This is a genomic window from Nocardia sp. NPDC005825 (assembly GCF_040630175.1).
In the GTDB taxonomy this organism is placed as follows: Bacteria; Actinomycetota; Actinomycetes; order Mycobacteriales; family Mycobacteriaceae; genus Nocardia.
This window is the reverse complement of the sequence record NZ_JBEXXC010000004.1, coordinates 245,356-269,723: the sequence shown is the minus strand read 5'-3', so window position 1 is coordinate 269,723 and position 24,368 is coordinate 245,356. Positions and strand designations below refer to the sequence as shown.

The 24,368-nt window shown below is 70.7% G+C and carries 18 protein-coding genes; 12 read left to right on the top strand and 6 right to left on the bottom strand.

Features of this window, described 5'->3' with window-relative positions; translation table 11 throughout:
• Positions 1–2 precede the first annotated feature (2 nt).
• From ABZ382_RS13475 to ABZ382_RS13465, 3 genes are read left to right on the top strand one after another with little or no spacing between them, the layout of a single operon-like run.
• The gene (locus tag ABZ382_RS13475; protein WP_357087926.1) at positions 3–1,367 is read left to right on the top strand and encodes an NtaA/DmoA family FMN-dependent monooxygenase; all 1,365 of its coding nucleotides are present in this window, start codon (positions 3–5) and stop codon (positions 1,365–1,367) included.
• Entirely contained in the window at positions 1,364–2,173 is an 810-nt protein-coding gene (locus ABZ382_RS13470; protein WP_357087923.1) for a DUF1684 domain-containing protein, read from the top strand. Before ABZ382_RS13475 ends, ABZ382_RS13470 begins: the two co-directional genes overlap by 4 nt.
• On the top strand, positions 2,170–3,306 hold the full coding sequence (locus ABZ382_RS13465) for an LLM class flavin-dependent oxidoreductase (RefSeq protein WP_357087921.1): 1,137 nt from the start codon (positions 2,170–2,172) through the stop codon (positions 3,304–3,306). Before ABZ382_RS13470 ends, ABZ382_RS13465 begins: the two co-directional genes overlap by 4 nt.
• A gap of 155 nt (positions 3,307–3,461) precedes the next feature.
• On the opposite strand, the gene ABZ382_RS13460 is transcribed toward ABZ382_RS13465, so the two are convergent.
• Positions 3,462–3,773, bottom strand: a complete 312-nt coding sequence (locus tag ABZ382_RS13460; protein WP_357087919.1) for a hypothetical protein — start codon at positions 3,771–3,773, stop codon at positions 3,462–3,464.
• A 148-nt stretch (positions 3,774–3,921) separates the two neighbouring features.
• Between ABZ382_RS13460 and ABZ382_RS13455 the strand changes: the two genes are divergently transcribed.
• Positions 3,922–6,264, top strand: a complete 2,343-nt coding sequence (locus ABZ382_RS13455; protein WP_357087917.1) for a LuxR C-terminal-related transcriptional regulator — start codon at positions 3,922–3,924, stop codon at positions 6,262–6,264.
• Between the two features lie 43 nt (positions 6,265–6,307).
• On the opposite strand, the gene ABZ382_RS13450 is transcribed toward ABZ382_RS13455, so the two are convergent.
• Positions 6,308–7,582, bottom strand: a complete 1,275-nt coding sequence (locus ABZ382_RS13450; RefSeq protein WP_357087914.1) for an ROK family protein — start codon at positions 7,580–7,582, stop codon at positions 6,308–6,310.
• Between the two features lie 708 nt (positions 7,583–8,290).
• Between ABZ382_RS13450 and ABZ382_RS13445 the strand changes: the two genes are divergently transcribed.
• Genes ABZ382_RS13445 through ABZ382_RS13420 form a run of 6 tightly spaced genes read left to right on the top strand, consistent with a single transcriptional unit; the run spans position 8,291 to position 15,036 of the window.
• Positions 8,291–9,079 (top strand): GntR family transcriptional regulator, encoded by a 789-nt coding sequence (locus ABZ382_RS13445; protein WP_357087912.1) that lies wholly within the window; start codon positions 8,291–8,293, stop codon positions 9,077–9,079.
• Positions 9,080–9,307 carry a ferredoxin family protein gene (locus ABZ382_RS13440; RefSeq protein ID WP_357087910.1) on the top strand — a complete coding sequence of 76 codons (228 nt, stop codon included), beginning with the start codon at positions 9,080–9,082 and terminating at the stop codon, positions 9,305–9,307.
• A 23-nt stretch (positions 9,308–9,330) separates the two neighbouring features.
• The gene (locus tag ABZ382_RS13435) at positions 9,331–10,719 is read left to right on the top strand and encodes an ABC transporter substrate-binding protein (RefSeq protein ID WP_357087908.1); all 1,389 of its coding nucleotides are present in this window, start codon (positions 9,331–9,333) and stop codon (positions 10,717–10,719) included.
• The gene (locus ABZ382_RS13430) at positions 10,716–11,582 is read left to right on the top strand and encodes an ABC transporter permease (protein WP_357087906.1); all 867 of its coding nucleotides are present in this window, start codon (positions 10,716–10,718) and stop codon (positions 11,580–11,582) included. Before ABZ382_RS13435 ends, ABZ382_RS13430 begins: the two co-directional genes overlap by 4 nt.
• Positions 11,579–12,340: an ABC transporter ATP-binding protein gene (locus ABZ382_RS13425; protein ID WP_357087904.1), complete on the top strand. Its 762-nt coding sequence runs from the start codon at positions 11,579–11,581 to the stop codon at positions 12,338–12,340. The genes ABZ382_RS13430 and ABZ382_RS13425 overlap by 4 nt, the downstream gene beginning before the upstream one ends.
• Positions 12,340–15,036: a fumarate reductase/succinate dehydrogenase flavoprotein subunit gene (locus tag ABZ382_RS13420; RefSeq protein WP_357087901.1), complete on the top strand. Its 2,697-nt coding sequence runs from the start codon at positions 12,340–12,342 to the stop codon at positions 15,034–15,036. The genes ABZ382_RS13425 and ABZ382_RS13420 overlap by 1 nt, the downstream gene beginning before the upstream one ends.
• A 21-nt stretch (positions 15,037–15,057) precedes the next feature.
• On the opposite strand, the gene ABZ382_RS13415 is transcribed toward ABZ382_RS13420, so the two are convergent.
• Together ABZ382_RS13415 and ABZ382_RS13410 are read right to left on the bottom strand one after the other, a co-directional pair.
• Positions 15,058–15,951, bottom strand: a complete 894-nt coding sequence (locus tag ABZ382_RS13415; protein ID WP_357087899.1) for an immunity 49 family protein — start codon at positions 15,949–15,951, stop codon at positions 15,058–15,060.
• Positions 15,952–16,068: 117 nt separating this feature from the next.
• Positions 16,069–17,670 carry a DUF2207 domain-containing protein gene (locus ABZ382_RS13410; protein WP_357087897.1) on the bottom strand — a complete coding sequence of 534 codons (1,602 nt, stop codon included), beginning with the start codon at positions 17,668–17,670 and terminating at the stop codon, positions 16,069–16,071.
• A 517-nt stretch (positions 17,671–18,187) separates the two neighbouring features.
• Here ABZ382_RS13410 and ABZ382_RS13405 point away from each other — a divergent pair.
• Positions 18,188–19,117: a neutral zinc metallopeptidase gene (locus ABZ382_RS13405; RefSeq protein ID WP_357087896.1), complete on the top strand. Its 930-nt coding sequence runs from the start codon at positions 18,188–18,190 to the stop codon at positions 19,115–19,117.
• A gap of 58 nt (positions 19,118–19,175) precedes the next feature.
• Here the strand turns inward: ABZ382_RS13405 and ABZ382_RS13400 are convergent, their stop codons facing one another.
• Together ABZ382_RS13400 and ABZ382_RS13395 are read right to left on the bottom strand one after the other, a co-directional pair.
• Positions 19,176–20,471 carry an ammonium transporter gene (locus ABZ382_RS13400; RefSeq protein WP_357087893.1) on the bottom strand — a complete coding sequence of 432 codons (1,296 nt, stop codon included), beginning with the start codon at positions 20,469–20,471 and terminating at the stop codon, positions 19,176–19,178.
• A gap of 106 nt (positions 20,472–20,577) precedes the next feature.
• Entirely contained in the window at positions 20,578–21,411 is an 834-nt protein-coding gene (locus ABZ382_RS13395; RefSeq protein ID WP_357087891.1) for a hypothetical protein, read from the bottom strand.
• A gap of 400 nt (positions 21,412–21,811) precedes the next feature.
• Here ABZ382_RS13395 and ABZ382_RS13390 point away from each other — a divergent pair, with 400 nt between their 5' ends.
• Positions 21,812–24,319: a DNA polymerase III subunit gamma and tau gene (locus tag ABZ382_RS13390; protein WP_357087889.1), complete on the top strand. Its 2,508-nt coding sequence runs from the start codon at positions 21,812–21,814 to the stop codon at positions 24,317–24,319.
• Positions 24,320–24,368 lie beyond the last annotated feature (49 nt).

Below are 24,368 nucleotides of genomic sequence, written 5' to 3'. Positions count from 1 at the left end.
CCATGCCGGATCATCGGATACGCAAGCAGATTCACCTGGCCGCCCACTTCCCGGGCGTCAACCACCACACCGTCTGGACCGACCCGGACTCGGGCAGTCAGATCGACTTCGACTCCTTCGTGCACCTGGCCCGTACCGCCGAACGCGGCCTGTTCGACTTCTTCTTCCTCGCCGAGGGGCTGCGGCTGCGCGAACATCGCGACCGCATCCACGACCTGGACGTGGTGGGCCGGCCCGACACCTTCACCGTGCTCAACGCGCTGGCGGCCGTCACCACCCGCCTGGGGCTGGCGGGGACCATCAACACGACCTTCAACGAACCGTTCGAACTGGCAAAGCAATTCGCCTCGCTCGACCACCTGTCCGGCGGTCGCGCGGCGTGGAACGCGGTCACCTCCTCGGACGCCTTCACCGGCGAGAACTTCCGGCGCGGCGGCTACCTGGAGCACGCCAAGCGCTACACCCGCGCACACGAGGTGGTCGAGGCCACCCGCGCGCTGTGGGACAGCTGGCCCGCCGACACCCTCGTGATCGACCGGGAGCGCGGCGTTTTCGCCCAGCCGGTCCCGCAGGCCCGGTTCAGCAGCGACCAGTTCGAGATCGAAGGCCGGTTCGTGCTGCCGCGCGGCCCGCAGGGCTACCCGGTGCAGATCCAGGCGGGCGACTCCGACGAAGGCCGCGAATTCGCCGCCGCCAAGGCCGATGTCATCTTCAGCGCGCACGGCGAACTCGAGGACGGACAGCGTTTCTACCGCGACGTGAAGGACCGGCTCGCCAGGTACGGCCGGGCCCGCGACGACCTGAAGATCCTCCCCGCCGCCGCCTTCGTGCTCGGCGACACCGCCGAGGACGCCGCCGACCGCGCCCGGCACATCCGGCGGCAGCAGGTGACGCCGCAGACCGCCATCGCCTTCCTCGAACAGGTCTGGGGCCGTGACCTTTCCGCCTACGACCCCGACGGCCCGTTGCCCGACATCGACCCCGTGGACGACGCGAACATCACCCGCGGGCGGGTGCGCCACGCCCGCGACCCGCTCGCCGTCGCCGCGGCCTGGCGGGCCAAGGCCGCCGCCGAGCAGCTCTCCATCCGCGACCTCATCATCGCCACCACCGCCCGCCAGCAGTTCGTCGGCACGCCCCGGCAGGTTGCCGTCGAGATCGACCGCTACGTGCAATCCGATGCCGCGGACGGTTTCGTCCTGGTCCCGCATCTGACCCCGACCGGGCTCGACGAATTCGTCGACAAGGTCGTCCCGGAGTTGCAGTCCCTGGGCAGCTTCCGCACCGAGTACACCGGCGCGACCCTGCGCGAACACCTGGGCCTGCGCCACCCCCATCACGGCACCGAAGGAGTACGCGCCTCATGACCGCCATCGAAACCACGTACGAGCAGCAATGGGCGGCCTTCCGCACCGAACGCGCCGCCTGGGCGCGCCAACCCCTGGGCTGGCTCAGCCTCACCGGGCTGCACTGGCTGGGGGCCGACCGGGAGACGGTCGACGGGTTGCCCGGCCGGTGGCACGCGGACAGCGAGAACGTCTATGTCACGGTCGATTCGGACCAGCCCGAGCTGGTGCTGGACGGGGTGGCGCTGAGCGGCGAGGCCGCGATCACGCCCGGTGAGGGAGCGCCGGGTCTCCAGGTCCACACCGGTGACCGCATCATCGAGGTGATCCGGCGGACCGGGCAGTTCGCGCTGCGCGTGCACGATCCCGCCGCGCCGACCCTGGCGGCGTTCACCGAGATCCCCGTCTACGAACCGCGGCCGCGGTGGATCGTGACCGGCTACTTCGAGCCCTTCGCGCAGACCCGTGTCGTCACCACCGGTGCGGTCGTGGAGGGCCTCGAGCACCACCACACCGCCACCGGCACGGTCACTTTCGACCTCGACGGCGAGCGGCGCGAACTGGTGGTGTTCGGCAGCGAGGCGCTCGGCCTGCACGTGCTGTTCACCGACGGCACCAGTGGCGTCACCACCTACGGCGGCGCGCGACGACTGGATCTGTCCCGGCCCGCGGCGGACGGCAGCGTGCTGCTCGACTTCAATCGCGCGGTCAACCTGCCCTGCGCCTTCACCGACTACGCGACCTGCCCGATCGCCCCGGCGGAGAACCGGCTGCCGCTGGCCGTCGAAGCGGGAGAACAGGATCCGCGGCGGGGGCGGTCGCTATGACCATCCCGCTCTCGGTGCTGGACCTGTCGCCGATCAGCGCGGGCTCGACGCCCCGGCAGGCCCTCCGCAATACCGTCGATCTGGCCCGGCACGCGGAAAAGCTGGGCTACCACCGGTTCTGGGTCGCCGAACATCACTTCGTGCGGGTCGCCAGCGCCGCGCCGACGACACTCATCGGGCTGATCGCCGCCGCCACCGACACCATCCGGGTCGGCTCGGCGGCCGTGCAGCTCGGTCACCACACCTCGATCTCCGTGGTGGAGGCGTTCGGCACCATCGACGCCCTCCACCCCGGCCGACTGGATCTGGGGCTGGGCCGGTCGGGACAACGCGGTGAACAGTTGCGATCGGCGGGCGTGCCGCCGGTTCCCGCCCCGCCTCGGCCCACCGAGGTCCGCGACGGCGTGGTGCTCCCGCCGCCGTTCTACCCCGGCCAGCTGCTCGACTTCACCAGGGTGAAGGCGGCTTTGGAGACCCTGCACCTCCCGGGGTCGCGGCCACTGCCGTACACCGAGCAGGTCGAGGAGATCCTCGCGCTGCTCGACGGCAGCTTCGTGACCACCGACGGCGTGGAACTGCACGCCGTCCCGGGTGAGGGCGCGGACGTGCAGCCGTGGCTGTTCGGCAGCAGCGGCGGCGAAAGCGCGCAACTGGCAGGGCGATTCGGGCTGCCGTTCGCGGCGAACTACCACGTGTCGCCGGGCACCATCGTCGAGACCGTGGAGGCGTACCGGGCGGCGTTCCGGCCCTCGGCCCGCTTCCCGCGGCCGTACCTGGTGGTGTCCGCCGATGTGCTGGTCGCCGAGGACGACGCCACCGCCCGGCACCTGGCCTCCAGCTACGGGCACTGGGTGTACTCCATTCGCAGCGGCGCGGGAGCGGCCGACTACCTCGACCCCGACACCGTGCCCGCACTGTCGGGTCCACAGCAACGGCTGGTCGACGACCGGGTGACCACCCAGTTGGTGGGTTCCCCGGCCACCGTCGCCGAACGCCTCGACGCCCTGCGCAAGCTGACCGGCGCGGACGAAATCCTGGTCACCAGTGTGGCTTTCGACCACGAGGACCGGGTGCGGTCGCACCGGCTGCTGGCGCGCGAGTGGGGGCTGACCCCGCAGGCGCGCGCCGCCTGAGACCACCGCCGCCCGGCTGGAAGGGGACTCCGGGGCGGGTGGCGGTACCCCGCACCGCGCGCAATGGGCCTCGCGCGTGGGGCGGGACCCGGGGCCGGGCCGGATCGTGGACCATCCGGCCCGGCCTCCCGGGTCCGAACCGAGGTTCGACGGATTCAGGCCGCGGCGAAGGCGGGCGCGGCGGCGGGTTCGTGCTGCCCGGCCGCCCGCAAGACCTGCAACACACCCTGATTGGCGTGCACCAACTCGCGCTCGACCGCCTCACCGTCCGCGCCGGCGAGTTCGTCCTCGTGGGCTTGCACGGTCAGCTTCCAGCGATAGCGCAGCGCCGCGATCAGTCCGCCCGGGTCGCCGAACACCGTGGCGTGTTCGGGGCGCCAGGGCAGCTCGCCGTCTCGTCGGTTCTCGATCTCCGCGGCCACGTCGTGCAGTGCCCGCCACCATTCGTGTGTGCTTTCCCAACTCATTGCTCTCACCTCGATCGATTGTCGATGCCGTCACGATCGCCGGGCTGTGACCGACTCTCCAGATCAGCATCGGTCCGGGCCGGATCGGATCGCTATTGGGGGAATCACGTACTTCCGGGCACCGGTGGGGTACGCGTAGGCTCCGACAGTGACGCCCAGCGATTGGGAGCTCGCTCCTCCGCTGAACAATCTCCCGACGCCGCTGTCGAGCTTCGTCGGACGTCATGCCGATCTCGCGAAGATCCAGGAGCTCTTCCAGACCTATCGAGTCGTCACCATCACCGGGCCGGGTGGCGCCGGTAAGAGCCGGCTCGCGCTCGAGGTGGCGCTGGCGCGCAGCGATGATTTCGTGGATGGCTGCTGGTTGGTCGAACTCGCCTCGATCACCGACCCCGCGCTCGTACCGAACGCCATCGCCGGGGCCGTCGGGGTTCCGGAGCATCGCCGGCGTTCCCTCACCGATTCCCTGGCGGTCCGTCTCGAAGCATCGGCCGCGCTGATCGTGCTCGACAACTGCGAACACGTCGTCGAGTCGGTGGCGACCGTGGTGACAGAGCTGCTCGGGCGCTGCGGCCTGTTGCGGATTCTGACCACGAGCCGGGAACTCGTCGAGATACCGGGTGAGGGCGTCCTGCGAGTCGGAGGCCTCGCGCTGCCGTCCACGACCGGCGATCAGGATCTCGCGGTCGTGACCGGCGCGGAGAGCGTCGCGCTGTTCTTCGAACGGGCTCGAGCGGTGCAGCCGAACCTGACGATGACCGCGGCGACCGCTGCCGGAGCCGCGCGGATCTGCCGCTATCTCGACGGCCTCCCGCTGGCGATAGAGCTGGCCGCGTCGAGAGCCGCATCGCTCGACGTCGAGCGGATCGCGGCCCACATGGACGATCAGTTCGGGCTGCTGACCAGCGGAAACAGGGCGGCCATCCGGCACCATCGCACGCTGGTCGCCACCATGGACTGGAGCTACCGACTGCTGAGTCCGGCGGAGCAGAGATTGTTCGACCGGCTCGCGATCTTCGCGGGCGGCTTCGGGATCGAGGAGGTGGACGGAGTCGGCTGCGCACGGTCCGACGGGGACAGCGCGGGACTCCTCGCCGGTCTCGTCGCCAAATCGCTGGTCTCGTTCGACCCCGCCGCGGGACCGGCGCCCTATCGCCTGCTGGAGACGGTGAAGAGCTACGGCCGCGCGCATCTGCGCGAATCGGGGGACCTGGGCGAACTGCGGAATGTCCACGCGTCCTACTTCCGCGATCTCGCCGAGCGCGCCGGCGCCGCCTTCCGGACCTATGCCGAACACGCGTGGGCGAACCGATTGGAGGCCCAGCACCCCGACCTGCGTGCGGCGCTGTCCCACAGCATCGACTCCGGCGATGCCGACACCGCGATCCGGCTCGCCGGCGCGCTGCCGCACTTCTGGCAGCTGCACGGTCATTTCCGAGAGGGATTGCGGTGGCTCGCGACCGCCCTCGCGATGTCCGGTGCGGTCGACGAGTGGTTCACCGCCTGGGCCCGCGTCGGGGTCGGCGACCTGGCGATGATCCATGGCGACCGGGCGGCCGCCGCGGCGGCCCTCGACGTCTCGGCGGCGACATTCCGAGGGCTCGACGACCATCGCGGTCTTGCTCGCGCACTCCAATATCGAGGGTTCACAGCGGCATTCGACGACGATCTGGCCCCCGCCGAGAGTCTGATCCGCGAATCCCTGGCGCTAATCACCGCGGCCGGTGAGACCGAGGGGCTGGCCCACGGCTGGGGCCTGGTCATGCTCGCGGGCGTCGAACTCGGGAAGGAAGACTATGTCGCGGCCGCCCGCGATGCCGAGGCGGCCGACCGGATCATGCGGGTGATCGGGGATCGTGAGGCCATGGGCTGGGCGGCCCTGATCCGCGCGGTCGCGGCGTGGCGCACCGATCGGTTCGACGAGGCCAGGACCGAGGCCCGCGTCTGCCTGGTCGCCTTCCTCGAGGCCGGCGGGCTGTACGGGGCCAGCGTCGGTCTGATGGTGGCGTCCGCCGTCGCGTTGAGCGGTTCCAGACTCCCGCGTATGGCCGAATTGCTCGGCGCCGCAGAGGCTCTCGCCGCCACGATCGGCGCCATGACGGTGCCGTTCGGGATGCGCTGGCTGACCGAGACATTCGGCAACGCGGTCGCCACGCTCGGCCCGGCGGCCTTCGAGGAACACCGCCGGATCGGTGCGGAGGGGGTGCGATCCGACACCGCCGGATACCTCGCCGAGGTCCTCGACGATCTCGACGCCTCGATTCCGCGCCGCGCCGGGAAGCCGCTGCTCACCAGGCGCGAGCGTGAGGTGGCGGCGCTGGTGGCGCGCGGCCGGACGAACCGCCAGATAGCCCGGGCGCTGGGGATCTCCGAGCGGACGGCCGAGGTGCACGTGCACAACATCGCGGGCAAGCTCGGGGCGAGCGGCCGCGCCGAGGTGGCCGTGTGGTTCGCCACCGATCACGCCCTCCGGGGCGGGGATACGACGTAGGTCCCCGCCGGGATCACCCGGCGGGGACCTCACGTTCGGTGGGCTAGCGGGTCCGCGTCGCCCGGCGCATGGCCGAGAGCGGGTCGGCGTAGAACGCGCTCACCGAGGTGACCGCCGCCGCGAATTCCTGTACCCGGCCGCCGAATCGGCTGATCCGCAGATCCGCCGCGGGCAGCGTGGTCGACTCGGCGAAAGCCTTGGCGACCCGCTCCATGCCCGGCCGCCAGCCGGTGAACGCCTGGCCGCCCAGCACCACCCGGTCCGGGTTGAACATGTCACGCACCAGAGCCGCTGTGCGGCCGAGGATTTCGGCCCGCTCGATGAGCAGGTCGCGAGCGTCGGGATCGCCCGCGTCGGCGGCCCGGTACAGATCGGTGACGGCCGGGCGGCGCGGGGCCTCCGGCTTGGGCAGGATGCCCTTGCGCACGGCACGCTCCAACAGGGCGCGCTCACCGATGGTGGCCTCCAAGCAGCCGCGCCGGCCGCAGGTGCAATCGGCGTCCGAGCCGGTCGGGAGATGCGCGATCGAACCCGGTCCGTTGGTGGGGGTGTGGACGCGATCGTGCAGAGTGACTGCGACACCGGCGGTTTCGCGGGCGTACACGAACAGGCTGCTGCCGGGCCGGTTCTCCTCGGCCGGGTCGCGCGGGGTGAGCAGCAGCTCCGCCGCGGCCATCGCCTCGACGTGCGCGGACACCGAGACCGGCAGGTCCAGCACGCTGCTGAAGACCGCCGCCACCGGCGCGGCCTGCCAGCCCAGGCGGGGATGGTCCACGACCCCGGCCGCCGGATCCACCCGACCGGCCAGCGCGACGCCGGTCCACAGCGGCCGCCGCCGCGGCAGCCGGTCCAGGAAGGCCTTGGCGCTGCGGGCCACTATGGTCAGCGCCGCGTCCTGACCCGTTTGGGGCGTGGCGATCTCGAGCCCGCCGAGGATGCGGCCGGACAGGTCCGCGGCCACGATGCGGGTCACGGTGAAGCCGATGTGCACGCCCAGTGTCACGTACGAGTCGGTGTCGACCTCGAACGGCACCCGGGGACGGCCCACCGCGCCCGACGCGGTCAGATCGGCGCGCTCACGCAGCAGTCCGGCCGTAAGCAGCGCGGACACTTGGCGATTCACGGTGGCGATGCTCAGACCGGTGGTCTGCGCGGCGACGTCGCGGAAGATCGGGCCGCGGGTGGCGGCGCGCAGCACGGCGGCCGCCGGGTTGTCGGTGATCCGCAACTCCGGGGGCACGGCCGGGCGCGCCGGGGCGGGCCGCGCGGTCGCGGTGGAGACGGCGGTATGGGTGCGGTCGAGCGTGGGGCTGGACACTGTGTCGAATCCTTGCTGCGGTCCACCCGGTCGACGGGTGGACGAATGCCTACATGAAGGTTTCAGCGGTGCAGCGAGGAACCCGGATTACGCCCGGTGGAAATGCCTGGACGATCCGGTCAGAACTCGACTGCGCGACGGCAGGGACAACACAGTTCCCGTTGCCGCGGCAGCCGAACGCCCAGCGCGACGGTCACGTAGGTGACCCGCGGCGCGGAAGAGGGGCGGCTTGCAGACATAGGATCAAAGTATCATTCCGATCACGGGGAACGGAAGGTAAGCGCGATCCTCCCGGCAGTCCCGGGCCTGTCGCGGCGCGTCGGCGCGAAACCCTCCGGGCAACCTCCAGTCCTGCCGAATCTTTTGCGCCTGTTGATATTTCACGCCAGGCGCGGTGCGGCCGAGGCGGTTCGGTCGAGTGGCGCACGACACACTGTCGTCCCATATCTCGAGAAGCCGCCCGTACCCCCCACCCCACTCGAGTCCGCTGTCGCGCACACGCATTCCGCTCAGTGTGATTCCAAGGCGCGCACTCCCGGCACGGGTGGCGCAATACCCCGATTCGACCGCATTCCGGCAGGCCGCGCGCTCGGGTGGGCGGCGCAGAACCGCATCGCCGGCGCCGGCGCGCGGTGAGCGGTCCGGACGGCCCCATTTTCGCCGCTACAGTTCTGAAACCGCAGGTCAACGGCGTAGAAAGGAGTCGAGGTGTCGCCGGAACCGGTACCGCTGCGCGTCCCCCAACGCCGGGCGGATCGCGCCCGCCACGTGGCGGATGTACTGCGTCAGCAGATCCACGCGAGCGCCTTCGACAACGCACTGCCCGCCGAGGCGGCGCTGTCCGCGGAATTCGGCGTGTCCCGCAACACCGTTCGCGACGCGCTCGCGTTGCTCAAGGACGAAGGTCTGATCGAGCGCGCCCCGAAGATCGGAACGCATGTCGCGCGCCGCAAATACGACCACGGCCTCGACGCCCTGCTCGGTTTGAAGGAGACGCTGCGCGGCCACGGCGAGGTCCGCAACGAGGTGCGTGCCGCCCGCCGGGTCACCCCGCCGCCGGCGGTCGCCCGCAAGCTGCGGCTCGAACCCGGCGAGCAGGCCGTCTACATCGAGCGGCTGCGCTGGTTCGGCGACCTGCCGCTCAGCCTGGACCTCACCTACCTGGTCCCCGGCATCGGCGACGAGGTCGTCACCCGCGACCTCGAGACCAATGACGTGTTCGCGCTCATCGAGCAGATCAGCGGCGGCCCGCTCGGCTCGGCGGAACTGGCCCTGGAGGCCATCACCGCCGACGCGCACTCGGCCATGACCCTGCAGATGCCCGAGGGCGGCGCGCTGCTGCTGCTCGAGCGCCTCACCTCGCTGGAGGACGGCCGCCCGGTCGACCTCGAGTACATCCGCATGCGCGGCGACCGGATCACCATGCGCGGCAGCCTGATCCGGCCGCCGGAACGCTCACCCGATGCCGACTCGGGCACCGACTGGAGGTTGACCTAGATGGCTTTGGCCGAGAACCGGGCGGATGTCCCGGTGACCATCGACGAATCGCTGTGCATCCAGGGCTGCACGCTCTGCGTGGAGATCTGCCCGCTGGACTCGCTCGCGATCAACCCCGACAACGGCAAGGCGTACATGCACGTCGACGAGTGCTGGTACTGCGGCCCCTGCGCGGCCCGCTGTCCCACCGGCGCCGTCACCGTCAACATGCCCTACCTGCTGCGTTGAGACCGACCCGCTGAGGAAACCCCATGAAGTACCGCCCCACCCGCGTCATCGCCGCGGCCCTCGCCTCCGCCCTCGCCCTGACCGTGTCCGGCTGCTCGCTCGAGAACGCCGGCAACGGCGACACCGTCAAGGTCGTCATCGGCTACCAGTCCAAGACCATCAATACCGTCACCGCCGGAACCCTGTTGAAGGCCAAGGGCTTCCTGGAACAACGCCTGAACGCGCTGAGCGCCAAGGGCGGCGCGAAGTACCAGGTGGAGTGGCAGGACTACGACACCGGCGCGCCCATCACCGCGCAGATGGTGGCCGAGAAGATCGACATCGGTTCGATGGGCGACTACCCGCTGCTCATCAACGGCTCCCGCACCCAGGCCAATGAGCGTTCCCGCACCGAGCTGGTGTCCATCACCGGCTACAACCCCAAGGGCGCGCTGAACATGGTGGTGGTCGCGCCCGACTCGAAGGCGCAGTCCATCACCGACCTGGCCGGGCAGAAGATCTCGGCGAGCGTCGGCTCGGCCGGGCACGGCACCCTGGTCCAGGCGCTCACCCGGGCGGGCATCGACCCCAAGTCGGGGGTGGAGGTGCTCAACCAGCAACCCCAGATCGGTTCCTCCGCACTGGAATCCGGTCAGGTGGCGGCGCTGTCGCAGTTCGTGGCCTGGCCCGGCCTGCTGGTGTTCCAGAACAAGGCCAAGCTGCTCTACGACGGCGCGGAGTTGAACGTCCCGACCTTCCACGGCGTGGTCGCTCGCCGCGATTACGCCACGCAGCACCCGGAGGTGCTCGATGCCTTCCTGCAAGCCCAGCTCGACGCCACCGACTTCATCCACCAGCACCCCCTGGAGGCGGCGCAGACCGTCGCGGACAACGCCGGGCTGGCCCCGGAGGTCGTGTACCTCTACAACGGGCCGGGCGGCACCTCCTTCGACACCACGCTGAAGCCGTCGCTGCTGGCCGCCTTCAAAGGCGATGTGCCGTACCTGAAGTCGATCGGCGACTTCGCCGACCTCGACATCGACAAGTTCGTCGACCCGGCCGCGCTGAAGCAGGCGTACCAGGAACGCGGACTGAACTACGACGCCGAACTGGCGAACAACGCCAACCCGCTGCCCGGGTCCGGCGGTGAGCTCTGGCTCGCCGGGCAGGACACGACGCAGGCCCTCGCCGACCCGACCGCGCTGCTGCGGGCCGTGAAACAGGCACGGGCACAGGGCAAGACGGTACGCGCCGCCTACGTGCCGGACGCCGAGCTCGGCACCCGCTGGTTCGCGGACAAGGCGACCTGGGTGCGCGACGGCGACAACTACCTGCCCTTCACCACCCCGGCCGCCGCGCAGCGGTACCTCGCCAAGCACCCCGCGGGCGCGATCGTCGGCTTCGACCAGGCCGTGAACGAGGTCCGGGTATGAGCGCCCCGGCGGTCGCCGCACCCGCGGCGGCCCCCGTCCTCGCCCCGGCCGCAGCGCCGGCGGCGCGCCCGCGGGCCGGGCGGACGGTGTGGCGGTCTCGGATCGTGCGGGCGCTGTCCGTGCTGGCCGCCATCGGAGCCTGGGAGTTCCTGACCGCCAACCACATTCGGCTCTGGGTCCGGTTCGACACGCTGCCGACCGTCACCCAGATCGTGCGGGCCTTCCGGCATCAGCTCGGCACCGACGCCTACTACCTGGACCTCGGGCAGTCGCTGATCCGGATCCTCAGCGGCTTCGGCCTGGCCGCCGTGATCGGCGTGAGCGCCGGTGTGGCACTGGGCCGTTCCCGCTGGTTCGCCGACACCGTGGGACCGCTCACCGAACTGGCGCGGCCCATTCCGGCCATCGCCATCGTGCCGGTCGCCATCCTGCTGTTCCCCGACGACGAGGCCGGAATCGTGTTCATCACCTTCCTGGCCGCCTTCTTCCCGATCCTGGTCGCCACCCGGCACGCCGTGCGGGCGCTGCCCACCATCTGGGAGGAATCCGTCCGCACCCAGGGTGGCAACCGCTGGGACGTGCTGTGGCGGGTGGTGCTGCCGGGCAGCCTGCCCGGCGTGTTCGGCGGGCTCTCCGTCGGCATCGGCGTGGCCTGGATCTGCGTGGTGTCGGCCGAGATGATCTCGGGGCGACTGGGTGTCGGCTACCGCACCTGGCAGGCGTACACCATCGTCGACTACCCGGGCGTCTTCGTCGGCATCATCACCATCGGCGTGCTCGGCTACACCACCTCCGCCGCGGTGGAACTGCTCGGGCGGCGCGTCACCCACTGGCTGCCGCGCGGCGACGAGGAGGCGAAATGAGCACGGCCGGCATCGGATTGACCCTGGACCGGGTGCGGCTCTCCTACACCGGAGCCCCGATCATCGACGACCTGTCGATCACCGTCCGGCCCGGCGAGATCCTCGTCCTCACCGGACCCTCGGGCTGCGGGAAGTCCACGGTGCTGCGCGCCCTGGCCGGACTGCTGCGCCCCGACGCGGGCCGGGTGCTCGCCGACGGCGTCGAGGTCACCGGCACCGACCGCGACCGCGCCGTCGTCTTCCAGGACAACGCGCTGCTGCCCTGGAAGACCGTGCGCGCCAATATCGAACTGGCACTGCGGTTGCGGGGCGCGCCGCGCGCCGGACGCCGGGAACTGGCCGACCGCTGGATCGCCGAGATCGGGCTCACCGGCTTCGCCGACTTCCTGCCCAAATCGCTGTCCGGCGGCATGCGCCAGCGCGTGCAGCTGGCCCGCGGCCTGGCGGGCGCGCCACGCGCGGTCATGATGGACGAACCCTTCGGCGCCCTCGACACCCAGACCCGCGACACCATGCAGCGCCTGCTCGTCGACACCTGGGACAGCCACCCCACCACCGTCGTCTTCGTCACCCACGACGTGGACGAGGCCCTGCTGCTCGGCGACCGCATCGCCGTCCTCGGCCGCGCCGGCGAACCCCTGCGCGCCCTGCTGGAGGTCCCCCGGCCCCGCGAGACCGGCGTCGACCGCACCGCCCTACGGTCCGAAATCATTGCCGCCCTGAACCATTCGGGCGAGCTCACGGAGGCAACGAAGTAATGGAAATCCCCGATCTCGACGACACCCTCCGCCTCGACTGCGACGTGCTGGTCATCGGCGGCGGCACCGCCGGCACCATGGCCGCCCTCACCGCCGCCGAAGCCGGCGCGAACGTGCTGCTGCTGGAGAAGGCGCACGTCCGCCACTCCGGGGCGCTCGCCATGGGCATGGACGGCGTCAACAACGCCGTCATCCCCGGCAAGGCCGAACCCGAGGACTACGTCGCCGAGATCACCCGCGCCAACGACGGCATCGTCAACCAGCGCACCATCTATCAGACCGCCACCCGCGGCTTCGCCATGGTGCAGCGGCTGGAGCGCTACGGCGTGAAATTCGAGAAGGACGCCTACGGCGAATACGCCGTGCGGCGTGTCCACCGGTCCGGGTCCTACGTGCTGCCCATGCCGGAGGGCAAGGACGTCAAGAAGGCCCTGTATCGGGTGCTGCGGCAACGCACGATGCGCGAGCGCATCCGCATCGAGAACCGGCTGATGCCGGTGCGGGTGCTCACCGAGAACGGGCGGGCGGTCGGCGCGGCCGCCCTGAACACGCGCACCGGCGAATTCGTGGCGGTCGGAGCCAAGGCCGTCATCCTGGCCACCGGGCCGTGCGGGCGGCTCGGGCTGCCCGCATCCGGATACCTGTACGGCACCTACGAGAACCCCACCAATGCCGGCGACGGGTACGCCATGGCCTATCACGCCGGAGCCGAGCTGTCCGGGATCGAGTGCTTCCAGATCAACCCGCTGATCAAGGATTACAACGGCCCGGCCTGCGCATACGTCGCCAATCCGTTCGGCGGATACCAGGTCAACGCGCTCGGCGAGCGGTTCGTCGACTCCGACTACTGGTCCGGGCAGATGATGGCCGAGGTCAAACGGGAGATCGAATCCGCGCGCGGGCCCATCTATCTGAAGGTCTCGCACCTGCCCGGCGAAACCCTCGAGGCGCTCGAGGACATCCTGCACACCACCGAACGCCCCACCCGCGGCACCTTCCACGCCAATCGCGGCCACGACTACCGCACCCACGACATCGAGATGCACATCTCCGAGATCGGTTTGTGCAGTGGGCATTCCGCGTCCGGCGTCTGGGTCGACGAGAACGCCCGCACCACCGTGCCCGGCCTCTACGCCGCCGGTGACCTGGCCTGCGTTCCGCACAACTACATGATCGGCGCGTTCGTCTACGGCGACCTCGCCGGAGCGCACGCCGCCGCCACGCTCGGCGAGCTGCCCGAACCCGGTGAGCTGCCCGCCGACCAGCTGGCCGCCGCCCACGAACTCGTCTACCGGCCGCTGCGCCAACCCGACGGGCCGCCGCAGCAGCAGGTCGAATACAAGCTGCGCCGCTTCGTCAACGACTATGTGGCCCCGCCCAAGACGGCCGCCAAACTCTCCCTCGCCATCGAGACCTTCGACCGCATGCGCGGCGACCTCACCGCCATGGGCGCGCGCACCCCGCACGAGCTCATGCGCTGCGCCGAGGTCAGTTTCATCCGGGACTGCGCGGAAATGGCCGCCCGCTCCTCGCTCACCCGCACCGAATCCCGGTGGGGGCTCTACCACGAGCGCGCCGACCTGCCCGCCCGCGACGACGTCGAATGGCGGTACCACCTCAACCTGCGCAAGACCGCCGACGGCGACATGGAGTTCCTGAAGCGGCCCGTCGCACCGTATTTCGTGCCGGTGCCGGGACTGGACGACCTGCCCGGCACCGACCCGGCGGTCATCCCGGTCGAGCAGCCCGCGCTGATCGGCACCCCGCCCAACCTCGGGGCCCAGGTGCGCTCGCACGCCCCGGCGGCGCGGACGGCGAAAGACGTTGTCGCGCCGCGCATCGCGCTGCTGCTGAGCCTGGACGCGCCCGGCGTCACGGAACTAGGGCCCTTCCTGTCCGATCCGGACCCGCGGGTGCGGGCGAACGCACTCGCGGTCCTCACCGAGAACACACCCGACGGATTCGCCGCCGAACTGGTCGCGGCACTCGGTGACGAGGACGCCGAAGTGCGCGCCGCCGCTGTGGCGGGCCTGCGCGAGCTCGCCGAAATCCTGCCCGCCGCAACGGGGCTCGCGGAGCACGCCGATTCGCCCGACCCGTTCGTGCGCGCGGCCGTCGTGGACCTGCTGCGCTCACTGCGCGCCGGGACGGCCGAACTGTTCGGCAAGGCCTCGGTCGACGCCGACCATCGCGTCCGCATCCAGGCCGTGCACGCGCTGGTGTCGCTGGACGACTGGCCCGCGCTGACCGCGGCCGCCCACGACGACAACCGTGAGGTCCGCATCGCCGCCGCCCGCGGCCTGGCCACCATCGGTCAGGGCGGTGTCGACACCGTGCGCGCGCTCACTAGGGACCGCGATCCGCTGGTGCGCGCGGCCGCGTTCACCGCGCTCGCCCGCCTCGGCGGGGATTCCGATGCCGTGATCCTGACCGCCGCGCTGGGGGATTCGGCCTGGCAGATCCGGGAGGGCGCGGCGCGCGGGCTGGCCGGGGTCGGCCCGGAGCACGCCGTCACCGCCTTGAGCGCGGCGCTCACCGATATCCACCCGGACATCCGCAAGGCCGCGGTGCTGACCCTCAGCGTCTGGCCGGAGTCCGAGGCGGCCCGTGTCGCGCTCGAAACCGCCCACGCCGACAGCGACGCCGACGTGCGCGCCTACGCCCGGCGGGCCCTGGCGGTGCACGCCGAACGGTGAGAGCGGTTGCGGGCGAACCGGTTACGCGGTGCGGTACATCAACCCGGTCGGCAGGTACCCGGTGGAGACCCCGGGGCTCAACCCGCGATCGACCGCCAGGCACACCACCGCCAGCAGCGGCCACGCGATGAATCCCTCCGGATCCAGGCCGCGCTGCGGGGTGTCCCAGAAGCGGCGGTGGAATTCGAGGCCCTCGACCAGAGCGGTCTCGAATTCGGCCGGGTCGCCGCGCAGCACCGCGTCCAGCAGGCACAAGGCCGAATAGGCGATGGTGCGCGCGTAGTCGTCACCGCCGGCCTGCTGCGCGTCCACCGCGGCCTCGATCCCGTCCACGATGATCGTCTCCGCCGCCGGATCACCGGTCCAGGCCCGCTGCCAGGCATCGGCCCACAGGTAGAGGCACTGCTCCCCGGGCTGCCCGGTGCGTGTGGTCACCGCCAGCGGGTGACCGGGGCTGCCCGGCGCGCCCAGCAGATAGGCCAGCAGCTCGCGATCGCGGTCGATCACGGCGGCCCACAGGCCGTTCAGCAGATCCGCCACCGGCGGGGGCGGCGCCGCGCCGCCGCACGCGGGGACCGTCCACCGCGTGCGCGCGAGCGTCACCGTGATGGGCTCCTGCCCGGCGGGCCGCGCGGCCGAGCGTAGCCGGGCGGTGTAGGCCGCGGCGGTATCCGCGACGGCCTGCCGCAGCCGGGGCGACTCGCCCCGTGGATCGTCCAGGCTCAGATAGCCGGCGACGGCCCGGGAACTCCAGGCCACATCGGCGAGCACCGCCTGCGGTTGCGCGGCCAGGAATTCGGCGCGCAACGCCGTGGTCCGCACCCGGAAGGCACGGCCGAAACCCGCATCGGTCGATCTAATAGCTGTCGGATAACTAAGTTCCTGGGCTGTCCGTGCGATATGGCGATCGATCATCGGACTTCGATGATGATCGGTGTGCCCACCAATTTTGCCAATCGATTGCTCACGTCGTGACAATAGCGAATGGCGAACCCTGCTACATCGGTTGGTATATCGGTCGCCGGGGGTGTGTCACCGCTGATCGCCGGGCCGGAACAACCCCTCGACCGCGGTGATGAAGTACGGGAAGTGCGCGCCGAAACGCTGCAGACTGCGATCGCCCTCGAACCCGCCGAACCAGTACAGCCCCGGACTCCCGTCCGCCGTCGGATCCAGTTCCCGGAACGTGCGCACCCACTGATCGCCCCGGCGGGCGGCCACCAGGAACGGCAGCGCCCGGGAGAACGCCAGCTCCCGATCCGGCGCCGGAATACGCTGCGGCGCAAGCGCTTCCAGCCCACGCTGCATGGCCTGCACCCGGCCGGTCAACTCCCGGCCCATCGCGGTGCGGGACGGCAGATAGCGGGGGAGCAGCAGCGCGGCCACACCGCCCAGCGCGAGCGCGACACCGATCAGGGCGTGCCGCTGCGGACCCAGGGCCAGCGCCGCCGTCGCGGCGAGACCGCCCACGATCAGCGCGATCCCGAGCCAGAACTCGAAACCGCGACGGGTGCGGTCGATGAACACCCCGGCCGTCACCGCGTCGTCGATCAGCGCGGCGCGCACCGCTTTCGCGTCCACCTGCCCGCGGCGCTCGGACAGCAGCACCGCGTCCGCGCCGTCGGGAATCAGCGCCGAATACACCGCGCGCTCATAGGCGGTCAGCTGCTCGTCGGGTGGATTCACCCGGGAGAAGCGCCAATCCGCGTCACCGGCGACCGTCACCCACAGATAGTTCCGGACCGCCAGATCCACCACGGTCGACGCCATGTCCGGCACATCGGCGTGGCCGTCGAGCAGCAGGCCCGCCGTACTCGGCAGCACCCCGTCCGGCGAGGTGAACTGCACGCGATCGCCGGTGCGCACCAGCGGATCCAGGGTCTCGGCGGCGACCGGCGCCGAACGCCTCGCCCACAGCACGTACCCGGCCGCCGCGGCCACCGCCGCGAGCAGCGCGCCGAAGGCGGCCCACACCGGACCGGTCGGCGAGAACGCGTTGGGCGCGTTGTCGTCGCGCACATCGGCATTGGCCCGCACCGTGTTCGGCGGCAACTGCAAGGTCACATCGAGAATGTCGCCCTTGCGTAGGTCGGTCTTCTCCAGATGCGCGAAACCGTCCGGCTCGACCCGGATATCGCCGCAGTTCTGCGGATTTCCGGGTGGACCGACCGTGCACTTGGTGACGCCCATCCGGAAGCTCGGGCTCGACACCGTCGCATTGATCGACGCCACATCGGTGTTCAGCACACCGGTCCACTGGAACACCTGCGCGCCCGAAGCGTCACTGACGGTGTTGTGCACCGTGTATTTGAAGGTGGCAGCGCCCGGTCGCGCGGAGATGGTGAACAGATCGTCCGCGACATGCGCCTCGCCGTCCCCCTCGGCGGACACCTCGGTCACCTCGAACGTGCGCAGCACACTCGGGCTCACCTGCACGCGCAGCGGCAGCACCTGCCGAAACTCCCCGCCCTCGGGGACTTTCACGGTTTCGGTGACCCGCAGCAGACCGTCGTCGCCCAGATTCACCTCCGCGGTGATATCCACACCGGCCGGCTGCGCCCACGCGGCCGGCGCCGCCACACCCGCCATCGCGAGCAGCAGCGCGACGAGGGCGGCCCCCCGAAAAATCTGCATGACTGGCACTCTAGCCAGCTTGCTATCCTTCCTCAGCGGCAAGTCGCAGGTCTATGGAGCCGGCAGGTTATCTCTGAGGAACGAGGGGGTGCGGGGGTTGACTCGCCCACCGTCCGAGCACGGACCGACGCCCCCGGGTCGTCGGCCCACGCCGCCTCCTGGAAACCAACAGCCGCACGGCAATCCGCAGCAGCCCGGATTTCCGGTGGTCCCGCGCCGTCCGGCAGGTCCGCCCGGAGGCGCGCCGCCGCCCGGATACCAGCCCCAGCCCGGGTATCCGCCGCCGCCCGGATATCAACGGCCACCCGGATATTCGCCGCAGCCGGGCCAGCAGCCCCCGCCGTACTCCGGTCACCCGCAGCAACCCGGCGCACCCCGCCCGGGCTATCCGGTCCAGCCGGGCAAGGGCCCCGCCCGGCCGGGTTACCCACCGCAGCAGGGCTTTCCGCCGCCACCCGGATACGGACAAACCGGATATCCGTCCACCGGTCAGGGCCGGCCCGCGTATCGCGCGCCCATGCCGCCGCCCACCGCCGCGCCGCCGACCGGCGCGATTCCGGTGGCCCGGCCCGCACCGCCGAGACGCGGCCGGGTGGGGACGCTCGTCGTGATCCTGGTGCTGCTCGTGTCCGGTGTGCTGCTCCGCACGGCGGTCACCACCGGCCTGAACCCCCTGGGCTCCGGCTCGAACGTCAAGACCGGCTACTCCAACGACGCCGGGGAGAACCACGGTGTCGCGGCCACCGCCGACAACCCGCTGCTGACCAACCCCGATTACACGCTGCTGCCCGCCAAATGCGCGTACTCGCCGTGGGGCACCCAGGTCGAGGTGGCGCGCAAGTTCTTCGAGACCGCGGCCGATTGCCTGCACACGGCGTGGAAACCGTTGTTCGACAAGATCAATCTGCCGTTCCCCGCGCCCAAGCTGAACGTGTCCGCGGACACGGCCGGCATCACCACCCTGTGCACCGGCAACAGCAGTAACTTCGCGGCCTTCTACTGCTCGGCGGACATGACCATCTACATGCCGATCAGCCAGCTGCAGACCGACATCTTCGGCAGCAATTGGGTCGTCTACCTCTCGGTGTTCGCCCACGAGTACGGCCATCACGTCCAGGCGCAGTCGGGCATCCTCGGCAAGGTGCACCAGCAGCGCCGCGACGCCGGATCGCGCAGCGACACCGGGCTGGAACTGTCGCGCCGCACCGAACTCCAGGCCCAGTGCTTCGACGGCATGTACCTGTCGTCCTCCGGCAACGGCGGCTCGCTGACCAGCGCCCAGATCGGGGTGGCCCGCAACGACGCCTACCACCGCGGCGACGCACCCGGCGACATGCGCGATCACGGCACCGCGCAGAGCATGGGCGGCTGGTTCGAGATCGGCTACGACAAGGACCGCGCCATGCAGTGCAACACCTTCACCGCCGCCACGAGCAAGGTGAACTGATCGCCGAAACGATCGAGCCCCGCCGCGGTACGCGACGGGGCTCGAAACAGCTTCGGGCTCAGTGCCCCAGCGGCTTGCCGATCCGGTTCGGCGAATGTCCGTGCACGCCCTCGGCGTACGCGGTCTCCGCGTGCAGCGCGAAGTCGACGCCGCCCAGCTCGTCCTCCTTGGTGACCCGGAAGCCGACCACCTTGTCCAGCACCTTGCCCAGCGCGAAGGTCATCCCGAAGGCGAAGGCCGCCACCGTCACCACGCCCACGGCCTGCTTGCCGAGCTGACCCAGCCCGCCCCCGTAGAACAGGCCCGCCGGGCCCTTGGTCATGACGGCCGAGGCCAGGAAGCCGATCAGCAGCGTGCCGACGATGCCGCCCATGAAGTGCACGCCCACCACGTCGAGCGAATCGTCGTAGTTGCCCTTGAACTTCCAGCCCACCGCGAACGAACACACCACGCCCGCGACCAGGCCCACGACCATCGCGCCGATGGTGTTCACCTCACCGCAGGACGGGGTGATGGCCACCAGACCGGCCACCGCGCCCGACGCCGCACCGAAGGTGGTCGGCTTGCCGTCGCGGCGCGCCTCGACCACCAGCCAGCCCAGCATGCCGAGACAACCCGCCACCAGCGTGTTCAGGAACACCGCCGCGGCGGTGCCGTCGGCGGTCAGCGCCGAACCCGCGTTGAAGCCGAACCAGCCGAACCACAGCAGGCCCGCGCCCAGCACCACGAACGGCAGATTGTGCGGGCGCATCGCGTCCACCTTGAAGCCCTGTCGCGGGCCCAGCACCAACACCATCGCCAGAGCCGAAGCACCCGAAGCGATCTCGACCACCATGCCGCCGGCGTAGTCCAGCGCGCCCACCTTGCTCAGCCAGCCGTCCGAGGTCCACACCCAGTGCGCGATCGGCGCGTACACGATCAGCGCCCACACCGGCACGAAGATCATCCACGCCGAGAACTTGGTGCGGTCGGCGATCGCACCGCTGATCAGGGCCACGGTCAGAATCGCGAAGGTCAGCTGGAAGGTGACGAACAACAGCTCGGGAACACCCGCGCCGGTGGTCTTGTCGACCACGTGCACGGTGTCCGGGTTGATGCCGGCGAGCCCGAAATGCTCCAGGTCGCCGATGATTCCGCCGCCCGCGTCATCGCCGAAGGCCAGGCTGTACCCGCCGAGCAGCCAGGCCACCGTCACCAGCGGGATCGAGATGAAGCTCATCATCAGCATGTTGAGCACGCCGCTGGACCGCACCATGCCGCCGTAGAAGATCGCGAGGCCGGGTGTCATCAACAGCACGAGCGCCGTGGCCGCCAGCAGCCAGGCGGTCGACGCCGCGTCGATGTGGGGTGTCATGCGGTAACTCCTTCTGCGCGGTGATCGCGTTGCGTGGAAGTTACCGAAAACTCACGTTAAGGCGCTGTTACAAAAATGAGGAGTCCGATACCTCCCCGTAACAGCGTCAGCTGCGCTGCTCCCTCGCCTTTTTGGCCAGCGCGCGCAATCCGCGCGGGCCGGGCACCGGATTTCCGTCCTCCAGCGCCATCCATTCCGCGGTGACGAGCCACTGCTGCTGGGCGCGGGCGTCGGCTGTGTCGTTGAACACCCGCCGGCCCCGGTCGTCGCGCAGCTCGTAGGCCATGACCGACCAGCGCGGCGGGCGCCCGTTCTCGGCCACCTGGTCGCGCAGATAGGCCGCCACCAGGGTGCCGATCATGTTCACCGGCCGCAGCGAGACCCGGTTGCCGTAGCGGGCGCCGAAGAAACGCCTTCCGGCACACAGGGATCGGGGCTCGGCGCTGTAGGCGATCCAGCCCGACCGCTGCGCGCGCTCGATGAGCCACAGATGCTTGATGGCGGTCGGCGGGATGTCTCCGACCCGGTCGCGGATCAGAGCGATCACCGGTTCGGTGAGCAGGATGTCGCGCCGGGTCGGACCGGTGCCGTGCACCGTCCAGTATTCGTCGGTCAACTTGGCCAGGACCCGCCCGAAGTCGTCGATGCTGCGCTGCGCCCGGCGGCCCAGCCGCTCGATGCGCTCGGCCTCGGTCCGCATGTCGTTCTGCACCATGTGGGTGCGGATGGCGGCCAGGGTCGGCACCTGGCGGCGCTGCAGCAGTTCCAGGATCGCGCCCGCGGTGGCCGGATCGGCAGCCGCCGACACCGGTAGCGAATCACGCTTGATGTCGAAGTCGTGCGGGCTGATGGCCCGGCTGAGCAGTCCGACGGCGGCGCTGTCGTCCGCGAATTCGGTGCTGGAGAGCCAGGCGGTGGCGATGTCGTCGTGCGAAGGCACGGGGCATGTCCTCCGGAGGATTTGGTTGTGCCCCGGTCGGGATGAGGGACCGGCCGGGGCAACCAACCTGATGAAGGTTTGGCTACCGAAGTTGCCGATGTCCACGGTAGCCAAGGGATTGCGATCTTGCCGCACCGATTCACAGGATCGTTATGTCCGCTCTGTGGAGTTGAAACAGAACGCAGGTCTGTATCTGGTGTCGTTGCAAGAAATGTGGGTTCGACAATTACCGTTTCCAAACAACGCGGAGAATTTGCTATCCGATTTGACGGGGTATCAGTTCGGGTCGGTCGGTTTTGACCGGAGCTCTGAATGGAATGTGATTTGCATCACATCATGGGGCGGCTGGTGGTTCGGCCGCATGTCACCACCTGTCGGGGCGCACCGGTAACCTCTCCCCGTGGCTCTGTACCGGAAGTACCGACCGGCAACGTTCGCTGAAGTGGTGGGTCAGGAGCACGTCACCGATCCGCTGAGTACGGCGCTCGACACCGGACGGATCAGTCATGCGTATCTGTTCTCGGGACCGCGCGGGTGTGGCAAGACCTCCTCGGCGCGCATCCTCGCCCGTTCGCTGAACTGCGAGCAGGGACCGACCTCCACCCCCTGCGGCGTGTGCTCGTCGTGCGTGGCGCTGGGTCCGGGCGGCTCCGGCAACCTCGACGTCATCGAGCTCGACGCCGCCAGCCACGGCGGTGTGGACGACACCCGCGAACTGCGCGACCGCGCCTTCTACGCGCCCGCCGAATCCCGGTACCGCGTCTTCATCGTGGACGAGGCGCACATGGTCACCACAGCCGGCTTCAACGCGCTGCTCAAGATCGTGGAGGAGCCGCCCGCCCACCTGATCTTCGTCTTCGCCACCACCGAGCCGGACAAGGTGCTGCCCACCATCCGCTCGCGCACCCACCACTACCCGTTCCGGCTGCTCCCGCCCGCCACCATGCGCGGACTGCTCGGCAAGATCTGCGACCAGGAAGGCGTGCAGGTCGAGGAGTCGGTGTACCCCTTGGTCATTCGCGCGGGCGGCGGCTCCCCGCGTGACAGCCTCAGCGTGCTGGACCAGCTGCTGGCGGGCGCGGGCGCGGAAGGCGTCACCTACCCCCGCGCGGTGTCCCTGCTCGGCGTCACCGACGTCGCCCTGATCGACGACGCCGTCGACGCCCTCGCCGATTCGGACGGCGCGGCCCTGTTCGGCACCATCGACCGCGTGGTGGAGGCGGGCCACGACCCCCGCCGCTTCGCCACCGACCTGCTCGAGCGCCTGCGCGACCTGATCCTGCTGCGCGCCGTCCCCGACGCCACCGAACGCAACCTGGTCACCGGCCCCGGCGACGTCATCGACCGCATGCGCGCCCAGGCCGACCGCCTCGGCGCGGCCACCCTGGCCCGCCACGCCGAACTCCTGCACGAGGGCCTCGGCGACATGCGCGGCGCCACCAACCCCCGCCTCCTGCTGGAGGTCATCGCGGCCCGCATGCTCCTGCCCGGGGCCTCCGACGCCGAGACCGCCACCCTCCAGCGCCTCGAACTCCTCGAGCGCCGAATGGCAAGCGGCGCAATCCCCGCCGCGTCGCAGCAGACCCAAGTCGCCGCGCCCGCGGCTCCCTCCGCTCCGGCCGCGGCGTCGCCCGCCGCTCCTGCCGGCCGCCGCGGGGCCGCCGCCCTGGCCGCCATGCGTGCCGAGAAGGCAGGCACCCCAGAGCCTTCCGTCCCCACGCCGCCCACGCCTGCCCCGGTGGCCGAGCCCGCTGCTCCGGTGGCCGAGGCCGCGCCGAATCAGGCGGTGCCTGTCACGCCCGGCGCCACCGCGGTGCGTCCGCCCGAGCTCGGTCCGGTCAATGCGGTACCGCAGGCTCCGGCGGCCCCGGTCGCGGAAAGTCCTGCGGCGCAGCCTGTTCAGGCCGCCGCGGCGACGACCCCTGAGCCGCAGCCCGATCCGGCGGCGGTCGAATCCGTGACGCCGGTCGCCGAGCCTGCCGAGCGGGCGGCTCCCGAGCCCGCCGCGGAGGCCGAACCGGCGGCAGCCGCCGCACCGGTGATGGATCCCGCGCCGGTCGTCGAGCCGGAGCCCGTTCCCGCGCCGGAACCTGTTGTCGCGGCCGAGCCGGCGCCTGCCCCCGACGTGCCCCCGGTTGCGGCTCCGGCGGCTGCCGGGCCCGCTGGTGACGATGTGTTGCAGCAGGTCGAGGAGGCCTGGGCGGATATCCGGGCCAAGGTGCGGGAGTTCGGGGCCGCGGTGCACGCGCTGTTGTCCGGGGCGAGCGTGGCCCGGGTCGAGGGCGAGACCATCGTGCTGGCGCATCAGCACGCGCCGCTGGCGCAGCGGTTGTCGCAGCCGCAGTACCTGGAGGCCGTGCAGTCGGCGGTCAAGGCGGTGCTCGGGCGTGAGCACGGGGTGAAGTGGGAAGTCGGGGGAGCCGGGTCGGGCGGCGCGGCCGCCAAGGCCCCGGCGGGCCGGGCGCCCGCGACCGCGCCCGCGGAGCCGAAGAAGGCGGCGCCGAAGTTCTCGCGGCCGAGTCAGGCCAAGGCGGCCGCGGCGCCGGTCGCCGAACCGGCTCCGGCGACCGGGTGGGGGAGCGCCCCCGCGGCCGCTCCGGCGGCTCCCGCGCCCGCGGATCCGGGGCCTGCGGGCGGGGATTCGTTCGAGCGGGAGAGCGCTCGTTTCGCACCGCCGGAGGACGATATTCCGCTGCCCGACGGGCCGGACCTTCCGGACGATCCGGGGCCGGGGGACTACTCACCGGTAGGTTATGACGGCGTCCCACCTGCTACTACGCCGGAGGAGGAGCGCGAGATGCTGGAGGAGTCGGCCAAGCCGGTGCCTCCGGAAGAGCGTCGCGACCCGGATGAGGTGGCCCTAGCGTTGTTGGTGCAGGAGTTGGGCGCCACACCTCTGGAGGGTTGACAGTTCCCTCGGGTGCCAACTTAAGTTAACCGGAGTTCGCATAGTTCGG